Consider the following 7575-nt stretch of genomic DNA (forward strand, 5'->3'; position numbering starts at 1 on the left):
CATACCCAAATTTTCTATTTTGCTATTTTAAATAAATTAAAAACTTGAGATTATTAAACTTAAACTGAGGAAACTACCATGCAACAACAACGCGGATTTACATTAATTGAATTGATCATAGTTATAGTGATCTTAGGTATTTTAGCGGTTACTGCCGCTCCAAGATTTATCGACTTAAGCAGCGATGCTACAGCTAGCACCCTGAAAGGTGTGAAAGCTGCTATGCAAAGTGGTGCACAGTTGGTTTACGCAAAATCAGCTATTGCTGGTCAACAAACTGTAGCCAACGCAGGGGATGATACCTCTGAAGTGTCTGTAAGTGGTGTTGATGTTCAGACTGACTTTGGATACCCAGATGCAGAAGAAATGACTGAAGCAATGTTAGCTGGCTGGGTACAATTGGATATTGGTACCGATTTCAACTTTGTATTAGGTACTGCTGATGCGACCACTCCTGATGCTGGAACTTTTGGTATAGCACCGGGTGGAACAGCGACAGATTATACCGATGACGCATGCCACGTAATTTATACCGATGCGGCTGACGCAAATAGTGCTCCAGTCATTACCGTGGTTGATACTGGCTGTTAATTAGCAAAGCCAATTAAAACTGGTTTTTTGCAGATGAATAACGGTGAGAATATCATCTAATATTACGCATACAAAAGGCTTCACTATAGTGGAGCTTATTGTGGTGGTTATCATACTGGGTATTCTTGCCGTAGTTGTTGCCCCTCGCTTCCAAGGAACAGGAGGGGTAGCAGAATACACTTATCAAGCTCGTCTAATATCTTCTCTTCGCACTATGCAACAACGCGCAATGAACGATACTCGCGAAGACTATTGTTTCCAGGTGAACATATTTACTGGCGCAAATTCTTCGTTTGGTCCACCGACGCTTATTTACAAAAATAGTACCCGTGCATTGTCTTGCTCAACTACCATTGATAGCTCCGAAGAGGCAGCCTACATGGTCGCTAATATCGATGAAATGGAAGCCGATAATGTGACTATTACCAGTGGAGGTGGCAGCATATTATTTAATCGATTTGGTTGTCCTGATAACGGCAGTGGCTTTTGTGCAAATGCTATAGAAATTACCTTCCAGGGTGATACTGAGGTATCGGTTTGTATTGAGTCACAGGGATATATACATGCCTGTGACTAATTCTAAAGTTCAAGCAGGGTTTACGTTAATAGAAATGATTATCGGCATTGTGGTTTTCGCAATTGCCTTAACATTCATTACCACGTTGATATTCCCTCAAGCTGGAAAGAGTGTTGACCCCATTATGCAAGTTAGAGCCACTGAATTAGCGAATACTATTATTAGTGAAATTACCGCAATGGGGTATGACGAAAATAGTCAAAACAGTGTTCGCTGTAACGATGACTTGAATGATGATGGTGATTTAGATGATGCAGGGGAGATTAGTTGCACGCCTATTGGCAACTTTGGCCCTGATAGTTCAGAGTTTCGCAACAATACAAATTCGAACTTCGATGACGTTGATGACTACCATGGGCTACAGCAGGGCGCCGGTTTTTCTGATGCTATCATTCGTAATTCCTTAGGCGAAATATTGTTAGTGGACGGTCAAAATCTGTACGCTGGTTTTAGTATTTCGGTTTTGGTGACTTACGACGGGGATATGGATGGCGTAACCGATAGTGATCAGTCATCTAAACTGATCCTCGTTTATGTAACTACGCCAGGGGGGGAAACTATTGAGTTTTCCGCTTACCGGAGTAATTACTAATGCAACGGATTAAACAAGGCGGTTTTACTTTAGTTGAATTAATAACGGTGCTGGTGGTATTGAGTCTGGTTTCAGTAGGCATTGCCGGCTTTATACGCACAAGCACAGAAATTTATGTGGATGTAGTAGAGCGAGACAAGTTGTTAAGTCAAGGACGGTTTGCAATACAGCGCATGAACCTGGAAATTAGTAACGCCCTACCAAACAGCTTAAGAATTGCAGGGGATAGCAGCATACAATGCCTGGAATTTACTCCCATACTATTTAGTAGTTTCTATTTTGATATTCCCGTTGCTCCTGAGCCTGCAAGTGACGAAATTAAACTAATTGCCACCGATGCGGCTGTAAATGATTATAGTTTTGAAGATGACCAATCTATCATCGTCTATCCCACCTCAGTGGATCACGTTTATGGAGAATCTTCTCGGCGTTTTTACCTTGGAAGTGAGCCGGAACTAGATTCCGAAGACTCTAAAAAGTTAGTCGTGACATTGGCAACAGAGGAGCAATTTGAAACGGATTCGCCCAGTTCTAGGGCATATGTTACCGGGGCACCTGTTAGTTTCTGTGTCACTGATAACAAATTATATCGTAAGCAGCAGTACCCCACGTCGCCTTTCCAATCGACGTCCATTAGTGGCGCGGTGCTTATGGCTGAAAATATTCAAAATGATTTAACCGGTTCAACTCAAGATATGCCATTTCGAATTGCAGAGGCAAGTTTAACCCGCAATGCCTTTGTTATTACACTTTTACGCTTTGAATTGAATGAGGAGCTCGTCGTTTTTAACAACGAGATACATATTCCAAATGTCCCCTAAGCCTTTTCAAAAAACCTTGCATCAACAATCTGGCAGCATGCTCATTATTGCCTTGTTTGTGATTGTCATTATGACCCTATTAGGTCTGACTATGGTTAAGCTACTGAGTTCATCTTCCGATTCCGTTATTCATGAAGTCTACGGCGCTAGAGCTTTACACGCTGCTCAATCATCTATGGAGCGCAATGTTAAAGACGCATTTCCTTTAACTCAAGATGGGTCTGGTAGTTGCGATAGCTTAAGTACGTTTTCCTTCGCTTCCGTGCCAGGACTACAGAACTGTCTCACTGTCTCAAGTTGCACCTTAACCACTGGATATGAAGATGAGACCACCCAATACTACCATTTTGAAAGTACTGGAATTTGCCAATCAGGAAGGATAGTTGCTAGTCGAACTGTGGCAGTTGATGCAATTGTGGAGTGAAGATGAGAATTCTATATGCAGTTGTTTTTTTACTGTTGGCAAGCTGGGCTGTTGACGCTGATGAAATTGAAGGGTTTTATCAATTTAATCAGTTGGAATGGACAGGTAGTGATTCTGTCTTAGATAGTTCTGATAAGAACAACCATGGTAGTCCAATTGGCGATGTTTCACCTGTCTCGTATTCAGCTGGCTCGTGCCGTTTATTAAATGTTCCTCGCAATACAAGTTCTTCTGAGCAAGACGCAGTGGATACGCAAGTTGATTTAAATCAGGTTGGTAATGACGGTAGTATCGCCTTTTGGTATCGCAGCAATTTGTCTTGGTCTAACTCAACTAAACGGCAGTTACTCGATGCATCAAACCAAGCACCTAGCCAGGATAAGTATTTTTATCTCTCATTGGGGGGAGGAACTTTACAGTTTGGCATAGAAGACGACAATGATTACGATATTACTGCCGAGCGCACGGGGTTATCCTATGCTGCAGATGAATGGGTTCACATTACCGTTACATGGGACTTATCAAATAAGCGGATTCAAATTTATGAAATTTCTGGTGGATCTGGAACGGTTTTAACAAGATCCGATAGTAGCTTACGCAATTTTCTTGGCGATATGGATACTCTCTATATCGGTGATAATCGCAGCAATTATATTGTTAACCAAGGTACGGGTAACTCAGCAAATGGACAATTTGAAGACGTTTATATCTATGACTTTAAACTTTCAAATTCACAAGTGCTTAGTTTGGCTAGTACAGAACCAGATTGCGAAGAATTAGACGCAGTTTTAGTCTCCCATTGGCCAATGGATGTTTGCTCATTAGATGGCACCAGTGGCGAAGTTATCGATATTGTTGCTGGTAAAAATGGTACCGCAATTGACGGTGCTAACATTGATATCAACGGTAAGCTATGTCAAGCCAGTGAATATGCCGGTAACGGCGAACATATCAATATTCCCCACGATGCTAATTTTGAATTGAGCGATGGCAGTATCGCCATGTGGTTTCGACTTGATGATTTAGACCCTCCAAGTAATTCATACTTTAATGGACGAGCCCTATTTTCAAAAGATTCTACGGGGTTTGATAGCGGCGGTGGACACTTAACGATATACGTTGGGTCAAATGGAGCCATCAAGGCCAGGCACCAGTCGACCTCAAATAATTACAATCTTAGCTCTAGCGCAAACTTAATTTCTGAAAATCAATGGCACCATTTGGTGTACACATTTGGCAGCTCTGGGATTAAAATTTATATTGATAAACAATTAGTTGCAACTAACACTTACACAGGCGGTATTGGCGGAAACCCTGAGCCAATAATATTAGGTGCTGGGGCATCTCACACCGGTGACAATGAATCTGCCCCCGATGACTTGAAAGACTACTTTATGGGTGACATAGATGATGTGCGTCTATATCAAGGGCAGTTGAGTCAAGAGGAAGTGGATAACCTGTTTGCGGAGTCAGAAAGTGTTTGTATTACCTGTGAAACGGATATTCTAGTTGCTCAATATCAATTTGAGCAAAGTGAATGGCTAGGCGCCAACACAGTCACGGATTCCTCCAGTAATGGCTATCATGCAACGGCGTTAGGTGCGGCAATCCCCATTAATCCATCGGAACAAGTTGCCTGTCGTGCTATGGAAATACCTGCTAGTGCTAGCTTAGACAGCCAGTTTAATGGGATTGACACAGGTATCGATGTTAATGTCATAGGCAACAAAGGAAGTATTTCATTTTGGTATCGCAGTAATGAGGCTTGGAATTCAGGCAATTCCCGTCAGCTATTTGATGCATCAACCGATGTAGGAGGTGATGTGGGTAACTCTCGCTTCTTTTACTTTGCGATTTTAAGCGGTGGCCAGCTTGATTTTAAACTAGAAGATGAAAACGACCTTAATTTTGGTGCACAAACTAAATTGAGCCTTTCCTATGCAGCCGATACTTGGGTGCATGTTGCAGTAACTTATGATTTAGAGTCAAAAACAAGTGCAATCTATTTAGATGGCGTTAAGCAAAGTGTTTCTATTACTGCGCAATCGGGATTAAGTACTGAAATAGGCGATTTTGACACTTTATACATAGGTGATAATCGCAGTGCCTATCTCTCCAATGGCAGTACTCAAAATTCTGCAAATGGCGAATTTGATGAAGTTCGTATTTATAACTATGTGCAAACTAGCACAGAGGTGAATTTCGACAAAGATGCCCTAAGTACTTGTTCGTTTGTGTATAAATACCTAATTGATCATGATGGCAATGGTTTAACCTGCGACCCTGAGCCTGTCACTATAAAAGCCTGTGCTAATGAAAGTTGTAGTGAGCTTTATGATCAAGATATTACCGTTAAGGTGAGCCCTAATACTGGTTGGCCTGATGGTGAAACGGTAACTATTTTAGCGGATACTCCAGCCAGTTTAACCTTGAGTAAACCTGATCCTGGTACTGTGACCTTAGATGTGGTGGATGAAAATGTTGAATGTACCGGGGTCTCAGGTGGAAGTTGTGATTTAACCTTCAGTGATGCTGGTTTTCAGTTTATCGGTGCTAGCAAAACAGACACTTTCCCTGATCAGATAGCCGAGAGTAACTTTACTTCGGCTCAACTACGGGCAATTCAAACGGACGATTCCAGTGGCAGTAATCAATGTGTCGCAGCCCTTGTGGGGGCCCAAGATTTAACCTTTAATTTAAGTTGTGATGACCCGAGTAGCTGTTTAACGCCAGTACAAACCGGAAGTGGCACTATTAACTCAGGCTCAGACGCTACCGTGTCTTTGACTTTCGATAGTAATGGTTACGCCTCTTTAGGGGCTTTCTCTTATGCAGACGCGGGACAAATAAGTCTATCTGTGCAAAGTGAAATTGATGATGCCACTTACTTAAGTGGGTCTACTCAATTTGTGGTTTACCCTGACAGAATAGACATACAATCTACTTCAACTACGTCTTTGAGTCGTGCAGGGGGGGAATTTGGCTTAGAGGTGACAGCGCGGGGAAGTGATAACGGGATTTTACCTAACTATCAGCCACAGCAAATTGAATTGTGGCTACAGCGAGCTCTTCCAACAAGTATCAGCGGTGATAGCGGTGTGCTGACGTATGCGCAAAGCGGTACTATTGTCGCCTCTGAAACCGGCAGCTTTAAGTCAAGTGTCATTTCTGCCAGTAATACAAATATTGCCAGCAGTAATGGTGTGTATAGTTTTACCGCCGATTATGCTGAGTATGGGACGGTTAATTTGGATATTCGTGATGCAGATTATTTCGGTCATACGATAGGCTCCACTTCTGCCGGCGGCGGCAGCCCTATTACTTTGGGCCTCTTTATACCCGCATATTTTGATGTGGATGCAAACTCGCCCCAGTTAGCGGATAACTGTGCGGTAACATCTGGTTTTACGTATTTAGGTCAGAATACGGCTTTTGCGACACCTCCACAATTCGTTGTGACCGCAATGAATGCAAAAGGAAACATTACCACCCACTATCAACTAGATAGTTTATGGTCGTGGTTAGGTTCTTCGAGTGAAGATTATATAATTATGTCTGATAGTGGACATGTTGGCAGTATCAACTTTTATGGTTCTCCAGATATGGATGTGACCGATCAAGGCGTTGCAGGTAGCAGAGCCTTAACAATAAATAATGCATATATAAATTATTCTAAATCAACTACGCCTTATGGTCCTTTTTCGGCGAGTTTGGAAATGAACATTTTACCGAGTTTCTTCACTGACAGCACTTATGCTAGTGCGCCGGTCTGTTACCATCAAAGTTATGACATAAATGATGACTGTGATGCTGTCTCTTCAGTTGGTGCTTTGGATGATACTAATAATATGCTTAATTTAGTTGCTATTGGCGGAACTGAATATCGTTGGGGACGGATTGTTATAGATAACGGGTTTGGCCCAGAGACAGAAAACATTCTGCTACCCGTTTCAACTGAGTATTTTAATGGAACTGATTTTATTCAAAACACCGATGATACTTGTACCTTACTAACCTTAACTGCGAGTGATTTCATTATCACAGATTCCAGTGGTTCGAGTACTTCAGCAATTAGCGTGTTAACCAGCGATTTTGGTATGACCAGCGGCAAAACCCTCGGTTTTGAGGGCATTGACGTCAAAAATGCAGATATTTCAGTTATGGGCGAGTATCGGATTGAGTTGTTACCTGTCGGGGATGCCTCAATTACTTGGGATGATTTTTTGCAGTATGACTGGAATGGAAGCGATAGTGGGATTGGCAATCCATCGGCGATTGTTTCCTTTGGCCAGTTTCGCGGAAACGACCGAATTATACATTGGCGCGAAACCGGAAATTAATCTTCCACGATAATGTAGCATGGTCTTCAGGCCATGGGCATATCGCACGTTCCGCTGATTTTGTGCGGGGCTTGTAGCATGGTCTTTAGGCCATGGGCATATCGCATGTTCCGCTGATTTTGTGCGGGGCTAAAGCACCCGCCTACAGGTGTTCTTGTAGCATGGTCTTTAGGCCATGGGCATATCGCATGTTCCGCTGATTTTGTGCGGGGCTAAAGCACCCGCCTACA

The 7575-nt window shown here is 42.5% G+C and carries 6 protein-coding genes; all 6 read left to right on the plus strand.

All coding sequences use genetic code 11. The features are described 5' to 3' along the window. Positions 1 to 78 precede the first annotated feature (78 nt). The 6 genes from Q4574_RS19685 to Q4574_RS19710 are packed head-to-tail and all read left to right on the plus strand — an operon-like array spanning position 79 to position 7345. Positions 79 to 591, plus strand: a complete 513-nt coding sequence (locus tag Q4574_RS19685) for a prepilin-type N-terminal cleavage/methylation domain-containing protein (RefSeq protein WP_303476920.1) — start codon at positions 79 to 81, stop codon at positions 589 to 591. A gap of 43 nt (positions 592 to 634) precedes the next feature. Then, positions 635 to 1168 (plus strand): prepilin-type N-terminal cleavage/methylation domain-containing protein, encoded by a 534-nt coding sequence (locus tag Q4574_RS19690; protein ID WP_303476923.1) that lies wholly within the window; start codon positions 635 to 637, stop codon positions 1166 to 1168. Beyond that, positions 1155 to 1760, plus strand: coding sequence for a prepilin-type N-terminal cleavage/methylation domain-containing protein (locus Q4574_RS19695; RefSeq protein WP_303476925.1), 606 nt, complete (start codon positions 1155 to 1157; stop codon positions 1758 to 1760). Before Q4574_RS19690 ends, Q4574_RS19695 begins: the two co-directional genes overlap by 14 nt. Next, positions 1760 to 2581 carry a prepilin-type N-terminal cleavage/methylation domain-containing protein gene (locus Q4574_RS19700; RefSeq protein WP_303476928.1) on the plus strand — a complete coding sequence of 274 codons (822 nt, stop codon included), beginning with the start codon at positions 1760 to 1762 and terminating at the stop codon, positions 2579 to 2581. Before Q4574_RS19695 ends, Q4574_RS19700 begins: the two co-directional genes overlap by 1 nt. Beyond that, positions 2571 to 3005 (plus strand): type II secretory pathway protein, encoded by a 435-nt coding sequence (locus Q4574_RS19705; protein WP_303476931.1) that lies wholly within the window; start codon positions 2571 to 2573, stop codon positions 3003 to 3005. Before Q4574_RS19700 ends, Q4574_RS19705 begins: the two co-directional genes overlap by 11 nt. 2 nt (positions 3006 to 3007) lie before the next feature. Further along, entirely contained in the window at positions 3008 to 7345 is a 4338-nt protein-coding gene (locus tag Q4574_RS19710) for a DUF6701 domain-containing protein (RefSeq protein WP_303476934.1), read from the plus strand. Positions 7346 to 7575 lie beyond the last annotated feature (230 nt).

Source organism: Aliiglaciecola sp. 3_MG-2023 (genome assembly GCF_030548205.1).
Taxonomy (GTDB): Bacteria; Pseudomonadota; Gammaproteobacteria; order Enterobacterales; family Alteromonadaceae; genus Aliiglaciecola.